Consider the following 24,588-nt stretch of genomic DNA (forward strand, 5'->3'; position numbering starts at 1 on the left):
CGCGCCGGGTTAACGGTTTAAAGCCCCGCCACCTTTTTTTCGTCGTCGTCCTGGAAATTGCGGTAGTTGATCGATATTTTTAGGCCGGCAAAGCGTCCGGACATTTTGACCAGTTCGGACGTGGCCTTATCGAATGTCAGCCGGACTTCGCTCAAAGCCCGATCTTCGTAACCTTCCTCGATCTCTCTGGCATCCAAGCGGAAGTGGTATTTGTAAATTTCCTGCTTGTCTTCATTCTCAACCTCGAGCGGCTCACCCAATTGTTTGACCACGACTGCCTTTTTCGGCAATTTGGCGGCGATTTTTTCCATCTGGTCGGCCTTGGCTTTCAATTGCTGCTTTTCCTCGTTGATCTCGGCACCGCCCAACGAACGGAACGACGCTTCCAAAAACTCCGGCGGCGCAATCTGTAAAAACAGATTGGAAAATGTCCAGTCGGTGATTTTGTCTTCTTTATTAAAGGCCAGATCCAGATAAAAACTGATTTCCGGATTGATCGGCTTGCCGTCCTTGTCGATCTTGCGAAACCAATAGCGCCATTTTTTGCCATCGCCGATTCTTTCCTCGCTGCTGGCGTGCAACTTGGCCAACGACACGAAATCTTGGCTTAGCAACCTCGGCTCCTTGAAATGCACGGTGAAATCGTCTTTAGACGTCACCGCGAAATAGCGGTCGAATTCGTCCATTTGCAGATAAGTCTGATAGGCGTGCAGCCAGTGCAGGCAGCCGGTCAACGTGGAGAGCAGGCCAAAGGCCAACACTAATCGAAAAATGCGGGTGACTTTTTTCATGCGCGTCCTCAATGTCTGGTCGGCGACGGCAGGCCGCTGTCGACCGCCGAATTGTTCAGTAAATGCTCGACATCGACTTTGTCGTAGCGGTATTGGGCTCCACAGAACTGGCAATCGACTTCGATGTCGTCGCGTTCGCGCAAAATAGCCTCCAACTCGGACCGTCCCAACGCCGATAAAGTGCCGGCAATTTTTTGCCGCGAGCAACTGCATTGAAATGCCACCGGCTCGGCTTCGTATAGCCTGACCTGTTCCTCGTGAAATAAGCGATGCAAGATGTCCTCGCAGTCCAGGCCCAGCAATTCGTCGGCGGTGACGGTGCCGGCCAGGATTTCCAAACGTTCCCAATCCGCTTTGTCGGCGGATTCCCCAGGCAAGGCTTGCAGAAGCAAGCCGGCGGCATGCGTGTTACTCGCAAACAACCACAAGCGGGTATCGAGCTGCTCCGACTGCCGAAAATAAGTCGTCAGTACCTCGGCCAAACTGTCTTCGGTGAACGCGACGATGCCTTGGTAGGGTTCGCCGCTGTCGGACTCCACGGTTAACACTAGTCGGCCGCCGTTGCCGACCATTTCCCGCAACGTTTCACCGTCCACCTCGGGTTGACTGCGCACCAGCCCGCGAATCCGCCGCTCGTTGCTGGATTGGGCGACCAGCGCGCGCAGATCGCCGCCACCCTGAACCTGCAAAATCATCGCGCCCTTAAACTTAATGGTCGCCGACAATAGCACCACCGCCGCCAGTGCCTGTCCAAACTGAGCGTCGACCGCGTCGTTCGGCAAAGACTGATGCTGCTTAGCATCTTGCAAGCTGTGTTGCAACCTGACCCATACGCCGCGCGCACCGGCTTCTTCAAATAGAAACCGCCTTAAACAATCTTGTTGTGTCATATCGTTCCGAAACCTATCCAAATCGAGACGGGATTATAATCCCCGCCATGCTTCGATTCGACCACGGGATGTCCACCATGTCTATTCTGTTTAAAAAATCCGCAATGCCCAGCCCTGAACAAGCCTTACCCGGCCGCCGCAATCCGATTGCCAGCGGCAGTAAGCATCACGTCAGCGGCAACGGCTACCACCCACCGTTTCCGGCATCCATGCAACAAGCCGTCTTTGGTCTGGGCTGTTTTTGGGGCGCCGAGCGAAAATTCTGGCAACAGGCCGGCGTGCATGTGACGGCGGTCGGCTATGCCGGCGGATTCACCCCCAACCCCACCTACCAGGAACTCTGTACCGGCATGACCGGTCACGCCGAAGTCGTTTTGGTGGTATTCGATCCGGCCCTACTCGATTACCGCCACTTGCTCCAGGTTTTCTGGGAATCGCATGACCCGACGCAAGGTATGCGCCAGGGCAACGACGTTGGCACCCAATATCGTTCGACCATTTACTGCTACACCGAACAGCAACTCGCCGAAGCGCTGGCCAGCCAACAACAATACCAACAACGCCTTAGCGCGGCCGGCCTCGGCTCGATCACGACGGAAATCGCCCCGGCACCGACCTTCTACTATGCCGAGGAAGAGCACCAGCAGTACTTGGCCAAAAACCCGGACGGTTATTGCGGTTTAGGGGGATGCGGAATTTCCTTCGCGGAACCGCTCGATGTACGAAAAAGCTAAGGCATTATCAGGCTTGATATTATTCCCGCCAACCGGGATTCCCAGAGTTTTTCCGGTTGACTTTTAGGAAAAAATCCTTCAATTTACGCGCTTGGCGTGGCTTAGCCTAGGCTGTGAGCGGCCGGTAGCGGGCGTTTCGGGCAGTCATCCAAACAGAGCTTTAAAACTAATATTAGTCTTAACAACACAAAATCGTACTCTGTGTACATCCGCAGATTACCAGGAGGAAACATATGAAGAAGCCTGTAACAAACTGGCTGCTTGCTTCGACTGTAGCTACTATTCTTGCTGCACCAACTGTCTCTACCGCTAACGACGACTTAGAAAAATTAACCCAAAACCCTGCCAACTGGGCTTCTTGGGGCGGCGACTACGCCGGCACTCGTTATAGCAAACTGTCGCAAATCAACGCTCAAAACGTTAAAAATCTGCAACCGGCTTGGTCTTTCTCCACCGGCGTTCTGCGCGGTCACGAAGGCGGTCCCCTGGTTGTTAACGGCGTTCTGTACATCCATACTCCGTTCCCTAACACCGTTTACGCGATCGACCAAAAAACCAAAGCGGTCATCTGGGAATTCACCCCAACCATGGATGCCGACGTGACCATCCCTGTCATGTGCTGCGATACCGTTAACCGCGGCTTGGCTTACGGCGACGGCAAAATCTTCCTGCAGCAATCGGACACCGTACTGACCGCGCTGGATGCTAAAACCGGCAAACGTATTTGGAGCGTGCAAAACGGCGATCCGAAACTGGGCATGACCAATACCAACGCCCCTATCGTTGTTAAAGACAAAGTTCTGACCGGTATTTCCGGCGGTGAATTCGGTGTTCGCGGCTTTCTGGCGGCCTACGACATCAAAACCGGCCAATTGGCGTGGAAAGGTTACAGCATGGGTCCTGACAAGGACACTCTGATCAAACCGGGCAAATCCACCACCTGGCAAGACGGCAAAGTCACCCCACTGGGACCTGAGTCCAGCTTGGCTACCTGGAAAGGCGACCAATGGAAAATCGGCGGCGGCACCACTTGGGGCTGGTACTCTTACGATCCTAAACTGAACTTGGTCTATTACGGTTCAGGCAACCCATCTACCTGGAACCCTGTACAACGTCCGGGCGACAACAAATGGTCGATGTCTTTGTGGGCGCGTGACGCCGACACCGGTGAAGTTAAATGGGTTTATCAAATGACCCCGCACGACGAATGGGACTACGACGGTATCAACGAAACCGTTCTGGTCGATCAAGAAGTCAAAGGCAAAATGCACAAAACCATCGTGCACTTCGACCGTAACGGCGTGGGATATACCCTGGACCGCGAAACCGGCGAATTGTTGGTTGCCGAAACCTTCGACAAATCCGTCAACTGGCTAACCCATGTCGACATGAAATCAGGCCGCCCACAAGTGGTACCTGAATTCTCTACCGAACATAACGGCGAAGACGTCAACACCGTGGGTACCTGCCCTGCTGCTCTGGGCGCGAAAAACCAACAACCGGTTTCTTACTCTCCACAAACCGGCCTGTTCTACATCTCAGGCAACCACTTGTGCATGGAGTACGAACCGTTCGAAGTTAGCTACACCGCCGGCCAACCTTACGTTGGCGCAACTCTGAACATGATGCCTGCTGGCGCTGACGTTCTGACCGGTAAAAAAGACGGCACCACCAACCTCGGCCAATTCACCGCATGGGATGCTAAAACCGGCAAAATCGCTTGGTCCAACAAAGAGCAATTCTCTGTTTGGTCAGGCTCTGTTGCTACCGCGGGCGGCGTCGTATTCTACGGCACCCTGGAAGGTTACCTGAAAGCGGTTGATGCCAAAACCGGTAAAGAATTGTACAAATTCAAAACCCCATCCGGCATCATCGGTAACGTTAATACCTGGGAATTCGAAGGCAAACAATACGTTGGCGTTCTGTCAGGTATCGGCGGCTGGGCAGGTATCGGTATCGCGGCCGGTCTGGACGACGGCTCGTCATCAACCAACTCGGAAGGTTTGGGCGCGGTGGGTGCGTACAGAAGCTTAGGCTCCTACACCAAATTGGGTGGTACACTCACTGTGTTCGCCCTGCCTAACTAAGATCTAACCTTAAGATCCGCGTTAAGCAAGCCTTGGCCGAGCAATCGGCCAAGGCTTTTTTGTGGCTTCATGAAAACGAAGGAAGAAGACTATGACTTACAATCGATGCGTAGCCGCGCTGGTACTGAGCTGCGCGGCCGTTACCGGCCAAGCCGACGAGAATAAATTTCGGGTTTGTGCCGACCCGCTGAATCCCCCTTATTCCACCAAGGAACTTAGCGGCTACGAAAATAAAATCGCGGCCCTGTTCGCCAAACAACTGGGTCAGGAACTGGAGTTCACCTGGTTTCCGGAACGGATGGGCTTTGTCCGCAACACCTTGAAAGCCGAAAACGACAACGGCCAGGGTTTTAAATGCGACGTGATCATGGGCGTGCCGGCGGGTTTCGATTTGACCGATACCACCAAACCCTATTTTCATTCGACTTATGTGTTGTTGATCGCCAAAGGCCGAGGCTGGGACGATATCCACGACCCGATGCAACTAACGCAACTGCCGTTGGAAAAGCAGGAAAAGCTGAAAATTGCGATGTTCGATCGTGGGCCCGGCACCGAATGGTTGCAACGCAACGGCTTGCTGGAATACGGCGTTCCTTATCAAAGCATGACCGGCGACGGCGAACACAATACGGCGATGCAAATTGAAGCCGATCTGAGCACCGGCAAGATCGATATGGTGATTTTGTGGGGACCGATGGCCGGCTACGTTCAATCGAAAAACCCGAAGAACCAGTATATCGCCATTCCGATGCAGTCCACGCCGGGCATGCGCTTCGATTTCTCAATCGCGATGGGCGTGCGACAAGGCGACAGCAAGCGCAAACAACTTTTGAACGACCTGATTGCCAAGAACTTCGATGAAATTCAGCAAATCATTGCCGGCTACCGGATTCCGTTATCGCCGATTCCCAGCACTCCCGCCAAGCAAGACGACGACTAATGCGGACCTCGGCCGAACAAGCGTATCAAGTGTTCGAAATGGCCGGCTTTGTCGCCGGTTAATTGCGACCAATCGAAACGCCAGCGCCAGTTACCCTCGGTGGTACCTGGCGTATTCATCCGGTCGGCGGAGCCAAGTTTCAAGATATCCTGCATCGGGATAATAGCCAAGTTGGCTACCGAGCCCAACGCGGCATGAATTAAGGCACTAGGCATCGGCAGACTGGACCAGCCCAAATAGTCGTATATGCGCTGCTTGTCGGTATCGTTAAGCGCGTCGAACCAGCCTTGGGTGGTGTCGTTGTCGTGCGTACCGGTGTACACCACGCAGTTACGCCGGTAATTGCAAGGCAAATAGGGATTGCGAGCGTCGTCGCCGAATGCGAACTGCAAAATTTTCATACCGGGCAAATTAAAATCGTCGCGCAAGGCTTCTACTTCGGGGGTGATGATACCCAAGTCCTCGGCGACCAAGGTTAAAGCCGGAAAATGCTGTTGAATCGCTGCCAACAGCTCGCCACCCGGCGCCGTCACCCAGCGACCGTTGACTGCGGTATCTTCGCTGGCCGGGATTTCCCAAGCCGCTTCCAAGCCCCGAAAATGATCGATCCGCAAAATATCGAACATTTCATACTGCGCTTCTATCCGATCCAGCCACCATTTGAAGCCGGTCTTTTTCAGGTAGACCCAGTTGTAATGCGGATTGCCCCAACGTTGCCCGAACTCGGAAAAATAATCCGGCGGCACGCCGGCCACGACATCCATTTCACCCAACGGGTTCAATTTGAAAGCTTCGCGGTTGGCCCAGACGTCGGCACTGTCGTAGGACACGAAAATCGGAATATCGCCGAACATCAACACGCCTTTACTGGAGGCATAAGCCTTTAGCTCGTCCCATTGCTTGAAAAACACATATTGCTCGAACTTGATGCCTTCGATGACCGCCTTCAACAACTGCCGGGACTCGCTCAAGGCATCCGGCTTACGTTGCTTAAGACCATCCGGCCATTCGTTCCAACTTTTGTGTCCGAACACGTTGCGTAGCGCTATGAACAGCGCAAAATCGTCCAGCCAACTCGACTTGTCCTGGCAAAACTGCTTGAAATCCTGCTGGGCCGATACATCCGCCAGCACTTGAAAGCCGTAAAACGCCTTAGTCACCAGACAGCTTTTGCTCAATTCACCATGACCGGAGCAATCGTTGCAGCGGTCCGCCAGTTGCAGCCAACCTCTATCCACCAACCAGTCAATACTGATCAAGGCCGGGTTTCCGGCATGAGCGGATAAACATTGATAAGGAGAACCGTCGCCATGCGGCATGCCTAACGGCAGGGTTTGCCAGATCGTGGCGCCGACATCGTGCAGAAAGTTGACGAAGTTGAACGCTTCCGATCCCAAGTCGCCGCACTCGCCATGCCCCGGTAACGAAGTGATATGCAGCAAAACACCCGCGCGACGTCTATCCAAGCCAACCCCCAAAAACCGTTTTTCGAATTCGTTCAAAGTTCATTACCGCGCCGCATTGCGCCGCCCATCGCCGGACTACCGCTGCCTTGAGTGAAGGATAAGGCTAAATAGCCGGGCGGTTCCTCGCCCAAGAGCCGATACAAATTGGTTAAATTCAATCGGTACTGCTTTTCGAAATCGCTGACCGCCTCGCCGGGATTGTAGTCACCGAACCACCAAAACCAATCGGACCCTTCGCACACCGCCAACTGTACTCGCGCCTTTTCCTGCTGTTGATCGGACAAGCGGCCATCCTGCACCGCGTTGTCGAACGCCTGCTTGACGTCCCCCAACATATCCCAGCCGCAGTTTTTATCGGCGTCGCCGATCCAGGTCGAGAACGTGCCGTAAACCCAACTGCCTGCAACCAGACGCGGCAATGGCTGTACTTGAGCTTCGGCACCTTGCAGGTATTCCGAAAACGTCGTCAACTCTATCCGTGGATGTTCGCCGAGCCGGCGATACAAAGCGCTCAAAAAATGATAGCCGTTATCCGGAAAATACTCCCAGGCATTTTCACCATCCATGATAATCGAAACCAACGGCGGCCGAGCCTCGTAATCCGCAATATTTTCCAGATGCTGAATCAGGTCGGCCACGGCATCGTCGGCATGCCATTTGGAATATTCGAAGCCAATCAGATCGGACAAACCGTCGTCCCGAAAAAAGCACACCGTGCTGGCCGACGCCAACCGGAACGCTTGATGCACGCTAGTTTTACCGGCCAGGTCGGAGGCCCGCAAGCTATTGTGCAAGACATTACCGCCGCTGGCGGCCCAGTGAAAACCGAACTCGCCGAGTATCGCCAGCGTACGCTCGCTGACGCCACCTTCGGATGGCCAACAACCGCGCGGTTCGAAACCGAAAAAGTGTCGAAAGGTGTTGATCCCCTTCCGCAAGTGCCAGCATACGCGCTCTTCACCGCCGGGGTAATTCGGCAATTTAGGCAAAGCCACTTCCGGCATCGCCTCTCGGGCGCTGGCGATATCCAACATCAACGGCATGATGGGATGCGCGTATGGCGTCACCGATAATTCGATACGGCCCTTACGGGCTAATGCCTTATAGCGATAAATCACTTTGGACAACAAGTCGCCGATCACCTCGACGATTTCTATCCGGTCGTGCAACGTGAACGCCGCGCCTTTTTCGATCAAACGTTTGATACGGTTGTCCGTCAACTTGACGGTTTCGCCCATCCAGATCAAGTGATACCAAACCAGGATATCGGAAACGAATTGGGCGTTGACATATTTGATGGCGTCCTGATGCCCGAGAATCCAATCGGCCATGTCGATCAATTTGCGGAAGGCCGGATAGCGGTCGATTTGGCGTTCGCGGTTAGCTTTTTTACAATCGCGCAGCAGCTTCAGACGTTTGTCCGGGTCGGCCGACGCCGTCGGCTCGACCAACGCGGCCAACAACGGATCCTTCATAGCGATCCGATCATGCAAATAGCCGGTCACCTGATTAGAATAATCTTCGATTTGCTCCAGCAAAATCGGCGCGAAATTGACAACCGCCTTAGCCGACGGAGCCGCCTCCAAATGGGCGACCATATCGACGTAATCCTTGATGACGTGCAGATAAGTCCACGGCAATTTGAATTCGCCGCTCTGCGTGTCGCGGTACTCCGGCTGGTGCATGTGCCAGCACAGCACCAGCTTGAGTTTTTTACCGGACATAATGCCGTCTTTGACCGAGCATCTCCGGCGTCACCAATACCACGCCGCCTTCGCTGACATAAAAGCGCTTTTCGTCGTCGGCGCGGTTCTCGCCGATCACGGTGCCTTCCGGCACTTGGCAGCCCTTCTCGATAATTGCCTTGTCGATCCGGCAATGCCGGCCGATGTTGACTTCCGGTAGCACCACCGAATCCTTGACGGTCGTATACGAGTTGACGCGCACCTGCGAAAACAACAGCGAATGACGCACCGTTGCCCCGGAAATCACGCAACCGCCGGACACCATCGAATCGATCGCCGCGCCCCGTCTATCGTCGTCGTCGAACACGAACTTGGCCGGCGGCGTTTGCGCCTGATAGGTCCAGATCGGCCAAGTGTTGTCGTACAGGTTCAAGTCCGGCTTGACGCCGATCAATTCCATATTGGCGGCCCAGTAGGCGTCTATGGTTCCGACGTCTCGCCAATAACTTTGCTGACCGCTTTGCAAATCCAGGAAGGGATAGGCATACACCCGATATTTATCGATGACGGCCGGAATAATGTCCTTACCGAAATCGCGGCTGGAGGCTTTGGTGTCGGCGTCCTTGATTAATTGCTCGAACAAAAAGCGGGCGTTGAAAATATAGATACCCATCGACGCCAATGCGGTATTGTCGCGACCCGGCATCGCCGGCGGGTTATCCGGTTTCTCGACAAAGGATTTCACCCGGCGCTCGTCGTCGACATGCATCACGCCGAAGGCCTTCGCATCTTCCAACGACACTTCGATGCAACCGATCGTCAAGTCGGCTTTGTTGGCGACGTGATCGGCCAGCATCACCGAATAATCCATTTTATAAATGTGGTCGCCGGCCAAGACCAACACGAACTCGGGATTTCGCGCCCGCAAAATATCAATGTTTTGATAGATGGCGTCGGCGGTTCCCTGGTACCAGGAATGTTCGTCATGGCGCTGCTGAGCGGGCATCAAATCGACGTACTCGCCGAATTCGCCGCGTAAAAAACCCCAGCCTTGTTGAATGTGCCGAATCAGCGAGTCGGCTTTGTATTGCGTCAAAATGCCAATCTTGCGGATATCCGAATTGATGCAATTGGACAGCGGAAAGTCGATGATCCGGAACTTGCCGCCGAACGGCACCGCCGGCTTCGCGCGCCAATCGGTCATGTCCTTAAGTCGCGATCCCCGGCCACCAGCCAAAATCAAGGCTATGGTGTTACGGGTCAAATCGTTGACCCGTCTTTCCTGTAGATTTGTATCGACGACTGACATGAGCATCCTCTAAGAAAAAATAAGCGACACCGATGGCCACCCGGGATGGGCATATCGGCGGATTTGTCGGCATGGCACTTGCCGCGTCCGAGCATTATCGTTACTCTTCGCGAAAAAGTAAAAGCCAAGCGATTTGTTACCGAGTAGTCTATCCTGCCTGGCATGGCTGTCCCTGCCAACCATCTAACAAAACTATAACCGAAGGCGTTGCATCATGAACAAGCCAAGCCCATCCCTGCCGCTCGATCCGGAAATCGTCAAAATCATCGAGGCCAGACATCACGACCCCTTTTCCGTGCTGGGTCGCCACGGCCAGGACCGCGATACCGTCGTCCGAGTGTTTCTACCCTACGCCGAAAGCGTGAGTCTGGCCGCCGACGGCGGCGATTTCGTAAGACTACCGGATACCGACGTATTCGAATACCGCCCCGGCACCGGCGACGTTCCGAAGCATTACCAATTGGCCTGGACCGACAAGGACGGCAACGACCACCTCCAATACGATCCCTATTGTTTCGGCCCGGTACTGCCTGAATTCGACCAACACTTGTTCGCGGAAGGCCGCCATTGGCACATCTATCAAAAACTCGGCGGTCACCGCCAAAGCGTGGCCGGGATAGACGGCGTGTCTTTCTCGGTCTGGGCGCCCAACGCGCAACGCGTCAGCGTCGTCGGCGACTTCAACCGCTGGGACGGCCGCTGCCATCCGATGCGCAGCTTGGGCGGCAGCGGGATCTGGGAAATCTTTATCTCCGGTTTAACCGTGGGCTGCTTGTACAAATTCGAAATCATCAATCGCAATTCCGGGGAATTGCTGGTTAAAACCGACCCCTACGGCCAGCAATTCGAATTCCGCCCGCAGACCGCCGCGATCGTGGTCGATGAAGATCGTTACGTCTGGCACGACGGCGAATGGATGGACCAGCGTGCCCAACATGACTGGCTGCACCAACCGATGTCGATCTATGAGGTGCATTTGGGCTCGTGGCGACGCGACCAGCGCGGCAATTTCCTGAACTATCGTGATTTGGCCGAGCAATTGGTCGATTACGTCAAAGCGTTGGGCTTTACCCATATCGAGTTACTGCCGATCACCGAACACCCTCTCGATGCGTCCTGGGGGTATCAAACCACCGGCTATTTCGCGCCCACCAGTCGCCACGGCACGCCGGACGACTTCCGCTATTTCATCGACCACTGCCACCAAAACGGCATAGGCGTAATCCTGGATTGGGTGCCGGCCCACTTTCCCAAGGACGCCTTCGCGCTGGCCCGCTTCGACGGCACGGCCCTGTATGAGCACGAGGACCCGCGCAAGGGCGAACACCGCGACTGGGGAACCTTGATCTACAACTACAGCCGCAACGAAGTGAAAAACTTCCTGCTGTCCAGCGCATTCTTCTGGCTGGAAGAATTTCACCTGGATGGCCTGCGCGTCGATGCGGTGGCCTCGATGCTGTATCTGGACTATTCGCGCGAAGCCAACGACTGGATTCCCAATATGTACGGCGGCAACGAGAACCTGGAAGCGATCGACTTCCTCCGCCACATGAATACCGTCACCCACGAGCAACACCCCGGCACCGTCGTGATGGCCGAGGAGTCCACGTCCTGGCCGCAAGTCACCCGGCCGACATGGACCGGCGGCTTGGGCTTCTCGATGAAATGGAACATGGGCTGGATGCACGACATCCTGTGCTACATGCAACAGCAACCCATCCACCGCGCCTACCACCACGACCAACTGACCTTCGGCTTGCTGTACGCGTTTACCGAAAACTTCATCCTGCCGTTTTCGCACGACGAAGTGGTACACGGCAAACAGTCGATGCTGAACAAAATGCCGGGCGACGAATGGCAGCGTTTCGCCAATCTGCGCCTGCTCTATACGATGATGTTCACCTATCCCGGCAAAAAACTGTTGTTCATGGGCAGCGAGTTCGGCCAAGGTACCGAATGGAGTTTCAATCGCACGCTGGACTGGTACGTACTGGACTACGCCCACCATGCCGGCCTGCAAACCCTGGTCAAGGACTTGAACCGCCTCTATACCAGCCATCCGGCCCTATACCGCTTCGATTTCGAGCACGCCGGCTTCGAATGGATAGACTGCCACGATTACCAGCAGTCCATTATCAGCTACCGGCGTAAATCTGCCCACGAAGAGCTGATCGTGATTCTGAACTTCACCCCGGTGCCGCGCGAACGTTACCGAATCGGCGTGCCGCAACCCGGTACCTACGTCGAAATCTTTAACTCGGATTCTCACTATTACGACGGCAGCAACACCGGTAACGGCAGCGTACTGTCCGAGCCGCAGCCCTGGATGGGGATGGAGCATTCGATCTCCGTCACTCTCCCGCCGTTAGCCGGCATCATATTAAAAATGTAAACCTGTTTAAGCGATGAAGAAAATTTTGTTCGCCACCAGCGAAACCCATCCACTGATCAAAACCGGCGGCCTGGCCGATGTCGCCGGCAGCCTGCCGCTGGCCCTCGGCGAGCTGGAGCAGGACGTGCGTATCATCATGCCCAACTACCAAGCGATCCGCAATTGCGAACCGGGCCGTTACCTGTGCACGGTCAAGGTCAACAATTGCGACGTCAATCTGCTGGAAACCTGGCTGCCGGGCAGCCAGATTCCGGTCTGGCTGGTTGATTACCCGCCGTTCTTTAAAGTACCGGGCAACCCTTACGTCGACGATAACGGCATGCCTTGGCCGAATATCGGCGACCGCTTCGCGCTGTTCTGCCGTATCGTCGCCGAAGTGGCAATGAACCGCGCCTACCTGGACTGGCAACCCGACATCGTGCATTGCAACGATTGGCAAACCGGTCTGGTGCCGGCTCTGCTATCGCTGGAACACCAACATCCGGCCAGCGTATTCACGATCCACAATATGGCCTATCAAGGCTTGTTTCCAGCCACCGCGTTTACGTTGCTGAACCTGCCCGGCCAGCTCTGGCACCCGGAGGGTCTGGAGTACCATGGGATGTTGTCGTTCATCAAGGGCGGCTTGGCCTACGCGGAGCGCATCACTACCGTCAGCCCAACCTATGCCCAGGAAATCCAAACGCCGGAATTCGGTTACGGTCTGGAGGGTCTGTTGGCGCATAAGCAATCGCAATTGAGCGGTATTCTAAACGGCATCGATACCGAAGTCTGGAATCCGGCGATCGATCCGCACATCGCCCAGACCTACGGCATGAAGACCCTGAACGACAAAGCCGCCAACAAAATCGCATTGCAGCAACAAATGAACTTGCCCGTCGACGCCGAACTCCCGGTATTCGGTTTGATCGGCCGGCTGGTCGAACAAAAAGGCATCGATCTGATTCTGGCCGGCTTGCCGGAATTGTTGGAACTACCGGCCCAATTCGTTTTCCTGGGCAGCGGCGACAAGAGCAACGAATACCGCCTGATGGAATTCGCCCGCCTGTATCCGGAAAAAGTCGCGGTGACGATAGGCTACAACGAGCCGCTAGCCCACCAGATCGAAGCGGGCGCCGACATTTTCCTGATGCCGTCGCGCTTCGAGCCTTGCGGCTTAAACCAAATGTACAGTCAACGCTATGGCACGATCCCTATCGTCCGCAAAACCGGCGGCTTGGCCGATACCGTCGTCGACACATTGCCGGAAAGCATCGCCAACGGCACCGCGACCGGTTTCGTGTTTAACGACACGTCGGCGGCGACACTGACCGAAGCGATCAAACGTTGCCTAGTGATGTTCCGACACAAGAAAGATTGGCGGCAGTTGCAGCGCAACGCGATGAGCCGGGATTTTTCTTGGCAAAGTAGCGCCCAACGCTATCTTGCGCTGTACGATGAAATTTAGCGGGCCGACGCTTGCAATCAGCCTTTGGGCCGCGGCCGTTTTGGCCGACGATACGGTGATGGAAATCATCGAGCTTGGCAACCGGCCGGCGGCGGAGATCCAAGCCCTGCTCCAACCGTTACTAAACGGTGACGACCGCATCGTCGCCGATGGCGCCAAATTGATCGTCAAAACCGCTCCGGCCAAGCTTGCGGAGATCCGCGCCCTGGTCAAGCAATTGGACGGCCCGGTCCGCAATTTGACGATCAGCGTCTTGCAAACCACCAGCCAGACAGCCGGGCAATTGAACGCCGAAGCGGCCGCGACACTGCACCCCGAGCGCGTCGAACTGCGCGGCTTGGCCGGGAATACCGAGGATTTGCGCGGCCAACGCCAACAACAGCAGGTGCGCGCCACCGAGGGACAAACCGCCTTTATCAAGACCGGCGAAATCAAACCGGTCCGTAACGTCACAGTATACGGCTCCAATTACGGAGGCGCGGTGCTGAGCAGCACCCAAATGCTGGAAGCCAGCAGCGGCTTTGCGGTGGTCCCGCGCTTGGCCGGCGACGACCAAGTGACGCTGGCGATATCGCCTTGGTCCAACCAATTTCAAAACGGCGAAATAGCCACTCAAGCCGTTCAAACCACCCTCCGCGCCAAACTGGGCGAATGGATTGAAATCGCCGGCAATGCCGATCAAACCCAATCGTCCGGCGCAGGCATGACGGGTTTCAACCAAAGCACCGAAACCCAGGCGACGCGTATCCTGATACGTGTCGACATTGCCAAATAACACCGGCAAATCTCGGCCGGCCTTACTCGCTAGCACAAAAACCGATTAATACAAGTTTTTCGAGCGATTCGCCAACAATTTACCTTTCTTTCCAACCGCCTTTGGGTATCATGGGCAACCATGAAATCCATCGTCTCTCTCCTAAGCTCCCACCAACGCTTCGCCAGGATGGTTTCGATCACGGCACTGTGGCTGTGCTCCGTTTCGCTGGTAAGCGCAAAACCCTCGTTAAAGGTTTTGGCCTGGCCGGGTTACGCCGACCCGGAGTTCGTCGCCGAATTCGCCAAACGCTACGACGCCGATGTGGAAGTCACCTACGTCGAATCGGACGACGACTTATGGTACAAGCTCAATCACGAGCATCACGACGTATTCGCGGTCAACACCGCCGAATTGCAACGTTACATCGCCGCCGGCATCAGCGTGCCGCTGGATGCGGCCAAGATTGCCAATCGCGCGCGCCAACTGCCGCGTTTTCGCGACCTCGCTACTTTTCCCGGCCTAATACACGCCGGCCGCGCCTATGCGATACCCTACACCTACGCCGAAATGGGGCTAATCTACGACCGCCGTAAAGTGACCTCCCCGCCTCGCTCGATGTCGGCACTTTGGGACCCGGCCTACCGCCAGCGGGTGCTGGCTTTCAATACCAGCAACCACAATTTTACGCTGGTCGGATTACTCAGCGGCGCGGCCCACCCTTTCAGCCTCGGCGACGCCGAGTTGAACGCCGCGGCCCGGCGACTGGCCGAACTGCGCCGCAATGTACTGACCTTTTACACGTCGGCAGAGGAAGCCGGCGAACTGTACGCTAAGCACGATATCGCGCTGATTTTCGGCAACTATGGCAATCAACAAATTCAGGAGCTAAGGCGGCGCGGCGCGGACGTCGGTTACGTCATCCCCGACGAAGGCGCGCTGGCGTGGTTGGATTGCTGGGCGCTTACCCGAAACGCCGGCAATACCGGGCTGGCCGAACGCTGGATAGACTTCATGCTGGAACCGCAAGTCGGCGCGCACTTGACCGAGCAACACGGTCTGGCCAACACCACCAGCCAGCCGGCCGATCTGGCGCCAGATGCCAAATTGATCTGGCTGGAGCCGATCGGCAATCCCGAGCGTCAAAAAACCCTGTGGGACCGGATTATTTCCGGCGATGCGCCGGAGGCCTTCTGATGCGTCTGAGCATAGGCCTAAAACTGGCATTCTGGCTGGGTCTGTTCGGCACGTTGTCGTCGGGCCTGACCGGCTATTACGTCTACCAGCGCAGTCGCGCGCTGCTGATCGATTCGGCCAAGGAAAAACTGCTGACCGCGACGCGAGACTCGGCGCAACGCTTCGACGCCGCGCTCAAGGCGACCGTTGCCGATGTCGATTTCCTGGCCGGCTTGGCGCTAAACCGCGCAATACTGGAAGCCGAGCCGGCCACCAAACCTACGATGGATAAAGACAGGCTCGCCGAGATATTTAGCGGCTTGCTGGTCTCCCACCCCGAGTACAGCCAAATCCGCCTGATCGATAGCCGCCATTTTGGCCTGGAAACGGTGCGGGCAGATCGCGACCAATCCGGCGTTAAAGTGATCGAAGCACCCCACTTGCAGGAAAAAAACCATTTCCCCTACGTCTTCGAAACCGCGGCCTTGCCGGCCGGTCAGGTTTACATTTCGGAGATCAACTTAAACCAGGAGCTTGGGACCCATCTGGGCTACGGCCAACCGACCATCCGCGTCGCCACCCCGGTCAAGTCCGCCGCCGGGACAACCTTGGGCGTGCTGGTCATTAACGTCGATCTCGCCGACCTATTCAAGCGGCTGCGCGACAGTTACAGCGGCGACAGCTACCCATTGCTGGTCAATCGACGCGGTGATTACCTGATCCATCCCGATCCCGCGAAAGCCTTTGGTTTCGAACGCGGCCGGCCGGTCAGAATCCAAAACGACATTCCGGACACCGCGCCGCTGCTGAACGGTTCCAGCCGGATCGCGGTACTCAGCGATACCGCCGATAGCGCGTTGGGCGTACCCTATCTGGCCGCTTTCGCCCGCCAGGATTACGGCGCGGCCAGCGAAGGCCGTTTCGTGGTACTCGGCTTATACACCCCGCTGGACGTGGTCTCGATCGGCAGCAAGACTCTGAGCCTCCAAGTCATCCGCATCGCCTTGTCCCTAAGCTTATTGGTCAGTTTGGTTTCACTGCTGCTTGCCAAGATGCTAGCCAAACCGCTGCAGGCGATGACCAAAGCCATTGGACAATTTCAGCTGGGCTTGCCACTCGCCGATATCCCCGTCGACCGCAACGACGAGATCGGCCATTTAGCCCGCCTGTTTCGGGCGCTGGCGGAACAGCTCAACGGTCAAATCGCCGAGATACATGCCTCCGAAGCCAAACTGCACGCGATCCTGAACAACGCGCCGGTCGGGATTTGGTTGGTGGACACCAACGGTCGCTACGCCTTCGTCAACCAGACCTTCTGCCAAGCGCTAGGCATTCCGGAAAGCCGGTTTTTGCACACCTCCGCGCTGGACGAACTGCTGGGCACCGACATGGCTGCCCGCTTCGAAGCAGCCGACCAACGCTGTCTTACCGGCGGCCTGGCACCGCACCTAAGTCAGGAACAACTCACGTTCGTGGACGGCGAGAGCCACAGTCTGGAAATCAGCCGCACCAAACTATTGGGCCTGAAGGGCGAGGTCTTGGGCATTATCGGGATCGCGACCGACATCAGCGACCGCAAACACGCCGCCGATCGCGAACGCGCTCACAACCGGGTGTTGGAACGCCTGGCCAAAAGCCTGCCGCTTGCCGACATTTTGGAAGCGGTCGTCGAGGGCATCGAAACCCAAAATCCGGCGCTATTGTGCTCCATTTTGTTGCTGGACGCAGAAGGCAGCCATTTGCTGGTCGGCGCGGCCCCGCATCTACCGGAATTTTACAATTGCGCGCTACACGGCCTGCGCATAGGCTTCGGCGTCGGCTCTTGCGGCACAGCGGCGGTGACCGGCGACCGAGTCATTATCGAAGACATTCAAAGCCATCCTTATTGGACGCCGTATCGGGAGTTGGCGGCCAAGGCCGGCTTGGCTTCTTGCTGGTCGGAGCCGGTACGCGATGCCGGCGGCAAGTTGCTCGGCACACTGACCATTTATCAGCGCCAGCCGGCGCTACCCACGCCGCGCGACTTGCAAATGACCGAACAGGCCGCCAATCTGACCGGAATCGCGATAGAACATTGCCGTGCCAACGAAGAATTACGGCTGGCTTCGCTGGTCTACCAAAACAGCAGCGAAGCGATGGCCGTCACCGACGCGCTCGGCTCTATCCTGGCCATCAACCCGGCATTTTCGGCGATCACCGGCTATACCCCGGCGGAAGTCATCGGTCAGAATTACAATATTCTGAACTCCGACCGCCAGGACTACCATTTTTATCAAACCATGTGGCATGCGATTAACGCCAGCGGCCACTGGAAGGGCGAAATCTGGAATCGCCGCAAGAACGGCGAAGTGTTCGTGCAATGGTTGACGGTCAACACGATTTTTAACGAAGACGGCAGTCCGCATCGGCGCGTGGCCTTGTTTTCCGACATCACCGAAAAAAAGCAAACCGAAGAGCTAATCTGGACTCAGGCCAATTTCGACCCGTTGACCGGACTGCCCAACCGCCGGATGTTTCACGACCGGCTGGATCAGGAACTGAAGAAGGCGCATCGCACCGGCCGCGCGCTGGCGCTGATTTTTCTGGATCTGGACCGCTTCAAGGAAATCAACGACACGCTCGGCCACGATATGGGCGATTTGTTGCTTAAGGATGCCGCGCAACGCTTGCTGCGTTGCGTGCGCGAATCCGATACTGTGGCGCGACTGGGCGGCGACGAATTCACGATTATCCTGGGCGAACTCGACGATACGGAACATGTCGAGCGCATCGTCGTCAATTTGCTGCAAAAACTGGCCGAACCGTTTCAGCTGAAAGCCAAGGTGGCCTATCTGTCGGCGAGTATCGGCATCACGCTGTTCCCGAAAGACGGCGACAAAATCCACGTACTGATCAAAAACGCCGACCAGGCCATGTATGCCGCCAAGCACCAAGGCCGCAATCGCTATTGTTATTTCACGCTCTCAATGCAGGAAGCGGCGCAAATCCGAATGGAAATCGCCGGCGATTTACGCGGCGCGCTCGGCGCCGATCAATTCCAACTGTATTATCAACCGATAGTCGATCTTGCCACCGGCGTCGTGTACAAGGCCGAAGCCCTGTTACGCTGGCGGCACCCGCTACGCGGCTGGGTGAGTCCGGCGGAGTTCGTGCCGATCGCCGAGGACATCGGCATTATCAACGAAATCGGCAATTGGGTGTTCAAGCAGGCCGCCGAGCGCGCCAAACTGTGGCGGCAACGGTTTCACGCCGATTTCCAAATCAGCATTAACAAATCGCCGGTCCAATTTCATGATACCAACCAAACTCAGCGCGATTGGCCTGAACACTTACGGCAACTGGGCTTGCCTGGGGCCGGCATCATCGTCGAAATCACCGAGGGGCTGCTGCTGGATGCCAGTAACGACGTCAAGGAGCAATTGCTAAGCTTTCGGGACAACGGTATCCAAGTGGCGCTGGACGATTTCGGCACCGGCTACTCGTCGCTGGCCTATCTGAAAAAATTCGACATCGATTATCTGAAAATCGACCGCTCCTTCGTCAGCAACCTGGGGCCGGAATCGAGCGACCGCGTGCTTTGCGAGGCGATTATCGCAATGGCCCATAAACTGGGGATGAAAGTGATCGCCGAAGGGATAGAAACCGAAGAGCAACACCGGATACTCGTGGAATCCGGCTGCGACTTCGGTCAGGGCTTTCTGTTCTCGCAGGCGCTGCCGGCCGAGGCGTTCGAAGCCCGCTTGGCCGGCGGCCAGGCCGAGTTTACTTCAATTTCAGTTTGATCAAATGCACGCGGCGGTTGTCGGCGCGCAAGACTTCGAAACAAAAGTCGTCGATTTCGACTTTTTCGCCCTTCTTCGGAAAATGCTCAAGGCGCTGGACGATCAAGCCACCGATGGTGTCGCATTCGTCGTCTTCCAGAACCGCCGAGAAGTAGTCGTTGAATTCCTCAATAGGCGTCAACGCGTTGAGTATGAACTCTTTCTCGCTACGCTGGGAAATGTACTCCTCGGATTCGTCATCGTCGTGTTCGTCCTCGATCTTACCGACGATTTGCTCCAGGACATCCTCAATGGTCACCAAGCCGGCGGCGTTGCCGTACTCGTCGACGACGATGGCCATATGATTGCGCTCGGTACGAAACTCTTTCAGCAAGACGTTCAAGCGCTTGCTCTCCGGAACGACGTTGGCCGGCCGCATCACGTTTTCGACTTTCAAGTTCTTGTCGCGCAAAACGCAGCCAAGCAAATCCTTGGCAAGCAGAATGCCGACCACCTTGCTGCGGTCTTCTTCGATGACCGGGAAACGGGAATGGGCGAATTCGACAACCAACGGAAAGATGGTTTCCAATTCCGCGTCCCTAGGAACCACCACCATCTGCGAGCGGGGGATCATGATGTCGCGGACCCGCATCTCGGCGACATGCATCACGCCTTCCATCATGGCCAGCGCGTCGGAGTCTAGCAAGTGCTTTTCCTGCGACTCACGGAGAATTTCCAGCAGATCTTCCTGATCTTGCGGCTCCCCACTCAGAAAATGGCCGATACGTTCGATCAGGCTTTTCTGGTGGGGCTGACTACTCGGGGGGTTACCATCGCTCATCGTTCGTGTTCCTCCATATAAGGATTGGCAATATCCAATTTTTCCAAAATTTCAATCTCCAGGGATTCCATTTGCTCGGCCTCCAACTCGTCGACGTGATCATACCCTAACAAATGCAATACGCCGTGTACAGTGATGTGCGCCCAATGATGCTCAACCGACTTGCCTTGCTCCGCGGCCTCGCGGGCTATCAGCGGCGCGCAAACCACCAAATCGCCCAGCAAATCCATTTCCACGCCGGGCGGCGCTTCGAACGGAAAACTCAGGATATTCGTCGGACCCGCCTTTTGCCGATATTGGCCGTTCAATTCGGCGCTTTCGGTTTCATCAACCAAACGGATCACTATTTCGCTGTCGGCCTCGCGCCCGGCCAATACCGCATCGACCCAAACCTGAAACCTCGCCGGCTCGGGATGCTCGGCTTCGGTCGCGACCTGCAACTCGATCAGATTCATCAGCCGACCTTACCTTGTTCTTGCTCGTAACGGTCGTAAGCCGCCACGATGCGCTGGACCAACGGATGGCGCACCACGTCGCGCACACCGAAGAAGGTAAAACTGATACCTTCGACATCTTTCAGGACTTTCAACACGTGTTTCAATCCGGACATTTTCTCGTTCGGCAAATCAATCTGAGTCACGTCGCCGGTGATCACCGCCGTCGACCCGAATCCAACCCGGGTCAGAAACATCTTGATCTGCTCGACCGTGGTATTTTGCGCCTCGTCCAGAATGATGAACGAGTCGTTCAGCGTTCGTCCGCGCATGAAAGCCAGTGGCGCGACTTCGATGACGTTTTTCTCCAATAACTTTTCGACCCGCTCGAAACCCAACATGTCGTAGAGCGCATCGTAAAGCGGCCGCAAGTAGGGATCGACCTTTTGCGCCATGTCGCCGGGTAGAAAGCCGAGTTTCTCGCCGGCCTCGACCGCCGGACGAACCAACACGATACGCCTTACCCGCTCGGTCTGCAGCGCCTCGACCGCGCAAGCCACCGCCAGATAGGTCTTGCCGGTACCGGCAGGACCGACGCCGAAGTTGATGTCAAAGCTGAGAATCTTGCGCAGATAATCCTGTTGGTTATGTCCCCGGCCTTTGATGACGCCGCGTTTGGTGCGAATCGCCACCGGTTCGAGCTGCGATGCCGGCAAGGCCTTCAACAATTGGTCGATACTGGCGTCCTGCAGACTTAGATGCACTTGTTCGGGGGTAATTTCTTCGCGCTCGGTCAATTCGAACAGCTTCAGCATGACCGCGCAAGCCGCCTTGACCGCCACATCGACACCGGTCACCCGAAAGAAATTGCCGCGATTGGCGATCTCGACCTGCAGACGTTGCTCGATTTGACGAATATGACTATCGAGTTGACCGCAAAAATTAGAGAGGCGCTGGGCATCCGCCGGCAGCAGCGTCAGTTCTTCGGAAAAATGAGAGCTGTTCAACACTAGGCAATCTGTTGGATTTTTTCGACGCTGGACTCGGCCAATCGGCCGCGCAGGGAATTGGGTAAGGCTTCGGTAATCAACACATCGACGAATTGACCGATCAGCCTTGGGTGAGCGGCGAAATTGACCACCCGGTTGTTTTCGGTCCGGCCGGTCAAATGCAGCGGATTTTTCTTGGAGACACCTTCCACCAACACACTCTGCACCGACCCCACCATGCTTTCGGAAAACGCCATGAACATGTCGTTCAAGCGTTCCTTCAGCCGTTGCAAGCGCGCCTCCTTGACCTCCATACCGACATCGTCGGCAAAGCCGGCCGCCGGCGTGCCCGGCCGCGCGCTGAAGATGAAACTATAAGAAAAATCGAATCCGACCTCATCGATCAAGGCCATCGTGTCTTCGAAATCCTGCTCGGTTTCGCCGGGAAACCCGACAATGAAATCGGACGATAAACTGATGCTGGGGCGGGCCGCCTTGATCTTGCGGATGATGTCCAGATAATCCTCGCGACGGTGTCCGCGCTTCATTTCGGCTAGTATTCGATTGCTACCGCTTTGCACCGGCAAATGCAGGTGATTGACCAGTTGCGGAATCTCGGCGAAAGCCTCGATGATGTCGTCGGTGAATTCCAACGGATGCGACGTGGTAAAGCGAATTCGCTCGATACCGTCTACCGCGGCCACGTAATGCAGCAGCAACGCAAAGCTGGCGATGTCGCCGTCTTCGGTTTCGCCGCGATAGGCGTTGACGTTTTGACCTAGCAGATTGACTTCGCGCACGCCCTGCCCAGCCAGCGCTTCGATTTCGGCGATCACGTCGCTGAGCGGGCGACTGACTTCCTCGCCGCGCGTATACGGCACCACGCAATAGGTGCAGTACTTGCTGCACCCCTCCATCACCGATACAAAGGCTTTCGGGCCTTCCGCCCTGGGTTCGGGCAAGTTGTCGAATTTCTCGATTTCCGGAAATGAAATATCGACGACGTGCCTGTCGCCGCTCCGGGCTTTGTTCAGCAATTCCGGCAGCCTATGCAGGGTTTGCGGTCCGAACACGATGTCAACGTAGGGCGCGCGCTTTTGCAATGCCGCGCCTTCCTGGCTGGCCACGCAACCGCCGACGCCGATAATCACGTCCGGACGTTTGTCCTTGATTTTTTTCCAGCGCCCAACCGCCGAAAACACTTTTTCCTGGGCTTTTTCGCGTATCGAACAAGTGTTCAATAACAACACGTCCGCCTGCTCGGGTATTTCGGTCAGTTCCATACCGTGCGAGGCCATCAGTACGTCCCGCATCTTGTCGGAATCGTACTCGTTCATTTGACAACCGTTAGTTTGTATATACAGTTTTTGCGCCATGCTCGATGAGATACTCCAGCCTTTCTCACTAACAAAAAACCCCAGTCTCTCGACAGGGGCTAGATTGGCGCGGATTATAAACCCAATTTTCGGCAAATGCTTGTTTTATACGGCAATCCCCACCGGCAAGGCTTCAAACCAGTCCAGAAAACGCTTGACATCGTCGCCCTTGAACATGCGCCCGTGCTGGGGCGCCAGGATCTGAATATCTAATTTGCGGACGCGCTCGATCCAGACCCGCTTGGCTTGATTGGACGGCATCCAGCGTTGATGGAAATAGCGCATTTTTTCAACATGAGTATCGAAATGCTCGACGAATACCGGCGTATCGCCCTCCTCCAGCGCCGCGCCGACGTCGCCGGACATCAGAATCTTCGCGACTGGATCGTAAATATGAAAGTTGGCCGACGAGTGTAGATAATGGGCCGGCACTATTTGCAATTGCACGCCACCCAGATCGATAGTCCCACCCTGATCGGGAATGGCGACGTACTCGATCGCGTCGCAACCGAAATGCCTCAAAAAACCCTCCCAAAGTAGCGGCGCGTGCAGTCGAGCGTGCGGTAAGGCCCGATCCCACAAGCCCAACGACGAAATGATGTCGGGATCTTGGTGCGAGGCGAACAATTCGGTGATTTCCTCGACGGGCGCGTGATGAACGGCTGCCGCCAGCATCGGCGCGAACAATTCGATCCCACCCGGCTCCATCAATAGACAACGGCTGGCGGTGCGCACCATGTACTGATTGGTATCAATGATGGTGGCCGGTTTGGTGTTGTCGCGGCCAAACATCAGCCACTGATGAGCGCCTTCGTAGATTTTCGTGATTTTCATAGCTGGCCTTGGTTGCCCTGAGCGTATCCGGCGCTGATCGCGACCAACGCTCCCCGGCACTTGCTAACTTTTTCGTTGATGATTTGCGCGGCACGATCGACACTCTCGGCGACGGCTTGCAAGCTTTGCAGGTATTCGCCGGCTTGCGACGCTTCGATGCGCGAGTTGGCGGCGATCACTCTGGCGGCTCTGGCGGGATAGAGGATGCCGCTTAACTGGTTTAATAAATCATCGACGTGAATCGAAAATTCGCCGTGACAGGCCTCCGCTTGCTGTCGAGCCGTTTCCCGTACCCGTAGCAACGAATCGGCGTGACGAGCACCTGCCGCGGCCGCGACCGCCAAATCAAAGTGCCGATTGGCCTCCCGCATTCGCTGCTCGGCAACCGTCAAACGGTATAAGTTCAGAGTATCGGCATTGATCCGGTTGACCACCGCCATCGTGTCCTTAGCCAACTCGTTGATGAAATCGGTGATCGGTTTGAAGCCCTTGGCCTTTTCGCCGGCCCGAAACGCAATCGCCTTGGCATTCGCCGCTGCCAACGAAATCTCCTTGGCGACCTGTAATACCGCGTTCAATTCGGCGGCAATCGAAGCAACCGCGACGAATTGTGAACTAGTTGAACTCCGCATGATGACGCCCCAAGTCCTTGATCCGATCAAGGCAAAGCATAGCCGAGGAT

General features: G+C 56.0%; 19 protein-coding genes. 8 read left to right on the forward strand and 11 right to left on the reverse strand.

What is annotated here, in order from left to right:
* Positions 1 to 17: 17 nt before the first annotated feature.
* Both ACQE3E_RS18810 and hslO read right to left on the reverse strand, forming a co-directional pair.
* Positions 18 to 791, reverse strand: a complete 774-nt coding sequence (locus tag ACQE3E_RS18810; protein ID WP_313730726.1) for a hypothetical protein — start codon at positions 789 to 791, stop codon at positions 18 to 20.
* A gap of 8 nt (positions 792 to 799) precedes the next feature.
* On the reverse strand, positions 800 to 1,681 hold the full coding sequence (gene hslO / locus ACQE3E_RS18815) for an Hsp33 family molecular chaperone HslO (RefSeq protein ID WP_313730725.1): 882 nt from the start codon (positions 1,679 to 1,681) through the stop codon (positions 800 to 802).
* Positions 1,682 to 1,758: 77 nt separating this feature from the next.
* Here hslO and msrA point away from each other — a divergent pair, with 77 nt between their 5' ends.
* From msrA to ACQE3E_RS18830, 3 genes are all read left to right on the forward strand, one after another.
* Positions 1,759 to 2,415 carry a peptide-methionine (S)-S-oxide reductase MsrA gene (msrA, locus tag ACQE3E_RS18820; protein WP_313730724.1) on the forward strand — a complete coding sequence of 219 codons (657 nt, stop codon included), beginning with the start codon at positions 1,759 to 1,761 and terminating at the stop codon, positions 2,413 to 2,415.
* 233 nt (positions 2,416 to 2,648) lie between these two features.
* Positions 2,649 to 4,502: a methanol/ethanol family PQQ-dependent dehydrogenase gene (locus ACQE3E_RS18825; protein WP_064030701.1), complete on the forward strand. Its 1,854-nt coding sequence runs from the start codon at positions 2,649 to 2,651 to the stop codon at positions 4,500 to 4,502.
* Positions 4,503 to 4,593: 91 nt separating this feature from the next.
* Positions 4,594 to 5,442, forward strand: coding sequence for a quinoprotein dehydrogenase-associated putative ABC transporter substrate-binding protein (locus tag ACQE3E_RS18830; protein ID WP_281021302.1), 849 nt, complete (start codon positions 4,594 to 4,596; stop codon positions 5,440 to 5,442).
* Here the strand turns inward: ACQE3E_RS18830 and malQ are convergent.
* Genes malQ through glgC form a run of 3 tightly spaced genes read right to left on the reverse strand, consistent with a single transcriptional unit; the run spans position 5,439 to position 9,902 of the window.
* Positions 5,439 to 6,944, reverse strand: a complete 1,506-nt coding sequence (gene malQ / locus ACQE3E_RS18835; RefSeq protein WP_426992553.1) for a 4-alpha-glucanotransferase — start codon at positions 6,942 to 6,944, stop codon at positions 5,439 to 5,441. The two genes, ACQE3E_RS18830 and malQ, sit on opposite strands and share 4 nt — an antisense overlap.
* Entirely contained in the window at positions 6,941 to 8,632 is a 1,692-nt protein-coding gene (locus ACQE3E_RS18840; protein WP_168032675.1) for a glycoside hydrolase family 57 protein, read from the reverse strand. The genes malQ and ACQE3E_RS18840 overlap by 4 nt, the downstream gene beginning before the upstream one ends.
* On the reverse strand, positions 8,622 to 9,902 hold the full coding sequence (glgC, locus tag ACQE3E_RS18845; RefSeq protein WP_064030704.1) for a glucose-1-phosphate adenylyltransferase: 1,281 nt from the start codon (positions 9,900 to 9,902) through the stop codon (positions 8,622 to 8,624). The genes ACQE3E_RS18840 and glgC overlap by 11 nt, the downstream gene beginning before the upstream one ends.
* Positions 9,903 to 10,116: 214 nt before the next feature.
* On the opposite strand from glgC, the gene glgB reads away from it, so the two are divergent.
* The 5 genes from glgB to ACQE3E_RS18870 all read left to right on the forward strand — a co-directional run bounded on the left by glgB (position 10,117) and on the right by ACQE3E_RS18870 (position 19,453).
* Complete coding sequence (gene glgB / locus ACQE3E_RS18850) at positions 10,117 to 12,294, forward strand: 1,4-alpha-glucan branching protein GlgB (RefSeq protein ID WP_427500943.1); 2,178 nt, start codon at positions 10,117 to 10,119, stop codon at positions 12,292 to 12,294.
* A gap of 13 nt (positions 12,295 to 12,307) precedes the next feature.
* On the forward strand, positions 12,308 to 13,741 hold the full coding sequence (glgA, locus tag ACQE3E_RS18855; RefSeq protein WP_064030706.1) for a glycogen synthase GlgA: 1,434 nt from the start codon (positions 12,308 to 12,310) through the stop codon (positions 13,739 to 13,741).
* A 58-nt stretch (positions 13,742 to 13,799) separates the two neighbouring features.
* On the forward strand, positions 13,800 to 14,516 hold the full coding sequence (locus ACQE3E_RS18860; protein ID WP_313730719.1) for a type II and III secretion system protein: 717 nt from the start codon (positions 13,800 to 13,802) through the stop codon (positions 14,514 to 14,516).
* 120 nt (positions 14,517 to 14,636) lie between these two features.
* Entirely contained in the window at positions 14,637 to 15,692 is a 1,056-nt protein-coding gene (locus tag ACQE3E_RS18865; RefSeq protein WP_313730718.1) for an extracellular solute-binding protein, read from the forward strand.
* Positions 15,692 to 19,453 (forward strand): bifunctional diguanylate cyclase/phosphodiesterase, encoded by a 3,762-nt coding sequence (locus ACQE3E_RS18870; RefSeq protein ID WP_313730717.1) that lies wholly within the window; start codon positions 15,692 to 15,694, stop codon positions 19,451 to 19,453. Before ACQE3E_RS18865 ends, ACQE3E_RS18870 begins: the two co-directional genes overlap by 1 nt.
* On the opposite strand, the gene ACQE3E_RS18875 is transcribed toward ACQE3E_RS18870, so the two are convergent.
* From ACQE3E_RS18875 to ACQE3E_RS18900, 6 genes are all read right to left on the reverse strand, one after another.
* Entirely contained in the window at positions 19,434 to 20,273 is an 840-nt protein-coding gene (locus ACQE3E_RS18875) for an HlyC/CorC family transporter (RefSeq protein ID WP_071160556.1), read from the reverse strand. The genes ACQE3E_RS18870 and ACQE3E_RS18875 overlap by 20 nt on opposite strands.
* On the reverse strand, positions 20,270 to 20,728 hold the full coding sequence (gene ybeY / locus ACQE3E_RS18880; RefSeq protein ID WP_313730716.1) for an rRNA maturation RNase YbeY: 459 nt from the start codon (positions 20,726 to 20,728) through the stop codon (positions 20,270 to 20,272). The genes ACQE3E_RS18875 and ybeY overlap by 4 nt, the downstream gene beginning before the upstream one ends.
* Complete coding sequence (locus ACQE3E_RS18885; RefSeq protein ID WP_313730714.1) at positions 20,728 to 21,717, reverse strand: PhoH family protein; 990 nt, start codon at positions 21,715 to 21,717, stop codon at positions 20,728 to 20,730. Before ACQE3E_RS18885 ends, ybeY begins: the two co-directional genes overlap by 1 nt.
* Positions 21,717 to 23,072, reverse strand: coding sequence for a tRNA (N6-isopentenyl adenosine(37)-C2)-methylthiotransferase MiaB (gene miaB / locus ACQE3E_RS18890; protein WP_313730713.1), 1,356 nt, complete (start codon positions 23,070 to 23,072; stop codon positions 21,717 to 21,719). The genes ACQE3E_RS18885 and miaB overlap by 1 nt, the downstream gene beginning before the upstream one ends.
* 105 nt (positions 23,073 to 23,177) lie before the next feature.
* Entirely contained in the window at positions 23,178 to 23,906 is a 729-nt protein-coding gene (locus tag ACQE3E_RS18895; RefSeq protein ID WP_313730712.1) for an MBL fold metallo-hydrolase, read from the reverse strand.
* Positions 23,903 to 24,538, reverse strand: coding sequence for a hypothetical protein (locus ACQE3E_RS18900; RefSeq protein WP_064030715.1), 636 nt, complete (start codon positions 24,536 to 24,538; stop codon positions 23,903 to 23,905). The genes ACQE3E_RS18895 and ACQE3E_RS18900 overlap by 4 nt, the downstream gene beginning before the upstream one ends.
* Between the last annotated feature and the right edge of the window lie 50 nt (positions 24,539 to 24,588).

The sequence above is a fragment of the Methylomonas sp. MED-D genome, from assembly GCF_050276835.1.
Classification (GTDB): Bacteria; Pseudomonadota; Gammaproteobacteria; order Methylococcales; family Methylomonadaceae; genus Methylomonas; species Methylomonas koyamae_A.

Coding starts and splice junctions, on each gene's coding strand:
- ACQE3E_RS18810 (WP_313730726.1), bottom strand. CDS start 791: ATGAAAAAAGTCACCCGCATTTTTCGATTAGTGTTGGCCTTTGGCCTG.
- hslO (WP_313730725.1), bottom strand. CDS start 1,681: ATGACACAACAAGATTGTTTAAGGCGGTTTCTATTTGAAGAAGCCGGT.
- msrA (WP_313730724.1), top strand. CDS start 1,759: ATGTCTATTCTGTTTAAAAAATCCGCAATGCCCAGCCCTGAACAAGCC.
- ACQE3E_RS18825 (WP_064030701.1), top strand. CDS start 2,649: ATGAAGAAGCCTGTAACAAACTGGCTGCTTGCTTCGACTGTAGCTACT.
- ACQE3E_RS18830 (WP_281021302.1), top strand. CDS start 4,594: ATGACTTACAATCGATGCGTAGCCGCGCTGGTACTGAGCTGCGCGGCC.
- ACQE3E_RS18840 (WP_168032675.1), bottom strand. CDS start 8,632: ATGTCCGGTAAAAAACTCAAGCTGGTGCTGTGCTGGCACATGCACCAG.
- glgC (WP_064030704.1), bottom strand. CDS start 9,902: ATGTCAGTCGTCGATACAAATCTACAGGAAAGACGGGTCAACGATTTG.
- glgB (WP_427500943.1), top strand. CDS start 10,117: ATGAACAAGCCAAGCCCATCCCTGCCGCTCGATCCGGAAATCGTCAAA.
- glgA (WP_064030706.1), top strand. CDS start 12,308: ATGAAGAAAATTTTGTTCGCCACCAGCGAAACCCATCCACTGATCAAA.
- ACQE3E_RS18860 (WP_313730719.1), top strand. CDS start 13,800: ATGGAAATCATCGAGCTTGGCAACCGGCCGGCGGCGGAGATCCAAGCC.
- ACQE3E_RS18865 (WP_313730718.1), top strand. CDS start 14,637: ATGAAATCCATCGTCTCTCTCCTAAGCTCCCACCAACGCTTCGCCAGG.
- ACQE3E_RS18870 (WP_313730717.1), top strand. CDS start 15,692: ATGCGTCTGAGCATAGGCCTAAAACTGGCATTCTGGCTGGGTCTGTTC.
- ACQE3E_RS18875 (WP_071160556.1), bottom strand. CDS start 20,273: ATGAGCGATGGTAACCCCCCGAGTAGTCAGCCCCACCAGAAAAGCCTG.
- ybeY (WP_313730716.1), bottom strand. CDS start 20,728: ATGAATCTGATCGAGTTGCAGGTCGCGACCGAAGCCGAGCATCCCGAG.
- miaB (WP_313730713.1), bottom strand. CDS start 23,072: ATGGCGCAAAAACTGTATATACAAACTAACGGTTGTCAAATGAACGAG.
- ACQE3E_RS18895 (WP_313730712.1), bottom strand. CDS start 23,906: ATGAAAATCACGAAAATCTACGAAGGCGCTCATCAGTGGCTGATGTTT.
- ACQE3E_RS18900 (WP_064030715.1), bottom strand. CDS start 24,538: ATGCGGAGTTCAACTAGTTCACAATTCGTCGCGGTTGCTTCGATTGCC.